Source organism: Thermoanaerobaculia bacterium (assembly GCA_035717485.1).
GTDB lineage: Bacteria > Acidobacteriota > Thermoanaerobaculia > UBA5066 > DATFVB01 > DATFVB01.
Genome location: DASTIQ010000013.1, coordinates 1 through 3,283, shown reverse-complemented (window position 1 = coordinate 3,283; position 3,283 = coordinate 1). Strand labels below are relative to the sequence as shown.

General features: G+C 68.1%; 4 protein-coding genes. 1 reads left to right on the top strand and 3 read right to left on the bottom strand.

The features are described 5' to 3' along the window. The coding region (locus VFS34_00685) for a tryptophanase (protein ID HET9792945.1) at positions 1–1,087 on the bottom strand (1,087 nt) is incomplete at its 3' end. A 132-nt stretch (positions 1,088–1,219) separates the two neighbouring features. On the opposite strand from VFS34_00685, the gene VFS34_00680 reads away from it, so the two are divergent. Continuing rightward, the gene (locus VFS34_00680; GenBank protein HET9792944.1) at positions 1,220–2,260 is read left to right on the top strand and encodes an alkaline phosphatase family protein; all 1,041 of its coding nucleotides are present in this window, start codon (positions 1,220–1,222) and stop codon (positions 2,258–2,260) included. Positions 2,261–2,526: 266 nt separating this feature from the next. Here VFS34_00680 and VFS34_00675 read toward each other — a convergent pair whose 3' ends face one another. Together VFS34_00675 and VFS34_00670 are read right to left on the bottom strand one after the other, a co-directional pair. Continuing rightward, entirely contained in the window at positions 2,527–2,877 is a 351-nt protein-coding gene (locus tag VFS34_00675) for a P-II family nitrogen regulator (GenBank protein HET9792943.1), read from the bottom strand. Beyond that, on the bottom strand, positions 2,874–3,283 hold a 410-nt coding region (locus VFS34_00670; protein ID HET9792942.1), incomplete at its 5' end, for an ammonia channel protein. The genes VFS34_00675 and VFS34_00670, both read right to left, overlap by 4 nt.

Here is a 3,283-nt window from a genome sequence, read left to right as displayed (position 1 = left end):
GGGGCAGCTGGGGATAGAAGCGGCGCGCGTCCAGGAAAACGGCATGCCCGCCGAGGGGAACCACGACCGGAATGCCCATCCGCTCCAGCCGCTCGCCGACGTAGTGAACCTGGCCGATGCGCGCGCGGATGTGGTCCTCCGATACCGCCTCCGGAATCCCGATCGCCATCGCTTCCATGTCGCGTCCGGCGAGGCCTCCGTACGTGTGAAGCCCCTCGTAGACGACGACGAGGTTTCGGGCTTCCTCGTAGGTCCGGTCGTCGTTCAACGCGAGGAAACCTCCGATGTTGACGAGAAGGTCCTTCTTCGCGCTCATGGTGCAGCCATCGGTGAGAGAGCACATCTCGCGGAGGATGGAGGCGACGGTCCGCGACCCCATTCCCGGCTCCCTCTGCTGGATGAACCAGGCGTTCTCGATCGCGCGAGTCGCGTCGAGGATGACGCGGATCCCGCGCGCCGAGCAGAATTCCCGGACCGCCCGCAGGTTCTCGAGCGCGATCGGCTGGCCGCCCGCCATGTTGACGGTCGCCGCGACGGAGACGTAGGGAATGCGTTCGGCGCCGACCCGGACGACGAGCTCCTCGAGCTTTCGGAGATCGACGTTCCCCTTGAACGGATGCCGGCTCTCGGGATCGTGGGCTTCGTCGACGATCACGTCCACGAACGTCGCGCCCGCGAGCTCCTGGTGGAGGCGGGTCGTCGTGAAATACATGTTGCCGGGAACGAAGTCGCCCGGACGGATCAGGATCTTCGAGATCAGGTGCTCGGCCGCCCGTCCCTGGTGGGTCGGAACGACGTACCGGTAGCCGTAGTACTGGCGGACGGCCTCTTCGAGGCGATAGAAGTTCCGGCTGCCGGCGTAGGCCTCGTCGCCCAGCATCATGCCCGCCCACTGCCGGTCGCTCATCGCGTTCGTGCCGCTGTCGGTCAGGAGGTCGATGTAGACGTCTTCGGAGCGGAGCAGGAACGTGTTGTATCCCGCCTCGGCGAGCGCGGTTTCGCGCTGCGCGCGGGTCGTCATCGTCAGAGGCTCGACCATCTTGATCTTGAAGGGCTCCGCCCAGGAGCGACGGTGGTGATCGGTCATTTCTCCTCCTCGGTTCGAAGTCTGAGGGACGGACGCATCGCTCGCTATGATCCAAATCACCCAGAAAGCCGGTCCGGGGGCTCGGCCCGGCGGATGGCGGTGATGGCTTTATTGTTGCTTTCGAGGAGCCGTGTGAAAAAGAGGGGTCCCTCGACGACTTCCCGGGACCGCGTCGCGCGGTCCGCCCTCCTCGCCCTGATCGCGGCGGCGCTCGTGGCGGCCGCGCCCGAATCGCGCCCGACCGCGACGACGACGACGGTCACGACCACGACGGGCTCCGCCGGCACCACGGTGACGACGACCACGACGGTCGCCGCCGAGCCTCCGATCCGCCACGTCTTCCTGATCGTCATGGAAAACCACGACTGGTCCGCGATCTACGGAAACAAGCACGAGGCCCCGTTCCTCAACGGCCTCCTCTCCGATCCCGAGGTCGCGTGGGGAAGCGATTACGTCGGCGTGACGCATCCGAGCGAGCCGAACTACCTCGTCCTCGAGGCGGGAGACACGTTCGGCATCCGGAACGACCGCGATCCCGAGGACAACAGCCAGACGACCCACGACCATCTCGCGTGGCTCCTCGATCATGCCCAGCCGCCGCGCGCATGGCGCTCGTACCAGGAACACATCGAGATCCATCCCTGCCCGACCGCGAACCACGGACTCTACGCGGTGCGCCACAACCCGGTGATGTACTTCACCGACGTCACGCACGACCGGAAATACTGCGCCGATCACGTCAAGCCGCTGTCCCGGCTCTTCGAGGACCTGAAGAGCGAGAAGAGCACCCCGGCCTACGCATTCATCACCCCCGACCTGTACCACGACATGCACAACCAGCGCGCCGCGGGCCCTTGGATCCGGAAGAGCCGGATCCGCCAGGGCGACGACTGGCTCAGGGAGATCCTGCCGGAGATTCGGAAGTCGGAAGCGTACCGGGACGGCGTCGTGATGATCACGTGGGACGAACCGGAAGGGCGCGGACAGGCCGCGATCGGCATCCTGATGCTCTCGCCCCACACCGCGCACGGCGAGATCAAGAAGCGCTATGACCATTACGACCTGTTCCGGACGATCGAGGCGATCCTCGGAGTCGGCCCGGTCGGCAACGCCCGCGCCCGCCGCGCCTCGGTGATGAAAGAGTTCTTCAGGGAACCGATCGCGGCGAAGTGAGCGGCCCGGGGGTCCCCGAGAGGGACGGCCAGCGAGAGGGCGTCGAGCCGCCGGACGGCGGCACGCGCCCGCCCGGCTCGATGCATCGCCGCGTCAGCCCGCGTTCTCCTACGAAAAGACTGTGTCCGTTGTGCCGACGCCGAGACGCGGCGAGGCGCGAGCCCGGCGGGATGCGGGTCGTCGGCCGGCGGTGAAGGCGTACCGAAAGTCGTACGTCGAGCCGCCGGACGGCGGCACGCGCCCGCCCGGCTCGATGCATCGCCGCGTCAGCCCACCGGCGTGACCGCCTGCTGATCCTCCTCGCCCGTCCTGATCCGATACACCTTCTCGACCGGCAGGACGAAGATCTTCCCGTCGCCCACCTCGCCGGTCCGCGCGCCGGAAACGATCGCGGCGACGGTCGTCTCGACGAAGGAATCGGAGACGCCGATCTCGAGCCGGACTTTTTCCGAGAGCTCCATCTTCACGGTCGTTCCGCGGTAGGTCGCCACGCGGTCGGTTTCCCCGCCGTGCCCTTCGACGCGATGGAGAGTGAGGCCGCGGACGTCCGCCCGGAAGAGCGCCTCCAGGATGTCGGAGAGGCGCTCGGGTCGGACGATCGCGACGACGAGCTTCAGGCGGGGCTCCCCTCGGGCACGAGCGCCGGAACGCGTTCGGGAGTTCCGTCGCCGTCTCCCCCGCCGGCCGGGAGCACGAGGATCGCGCCTTCGCCTCGCGCGTACGCCTCCTCGCCGTGCTGCGTGACGTCGAGCCCGAGCCCTTCCTCGGTCCGCGTCGCCCGGAGCGGCGCGAACGCCCCGACGATCTTGAGCAGGACGAAACTTCCGGCGAAGCTGAAGGCGGCCGTCGCGGCGACCGCGACGGCCTGGATCGCGAGCTGTTTCGGGTTCCCGAAGAGCGCGCCGTCGGCTCCGCCCCACGCCTTCTCGGCGAGCACTCCCGTGACGAGCGCGCCGAACGTGCCCCCCACGCCGTGCGCGGCGAGAACGTCGAGCGAATCGTCGAGCCGGGTCCTGGCCCGCC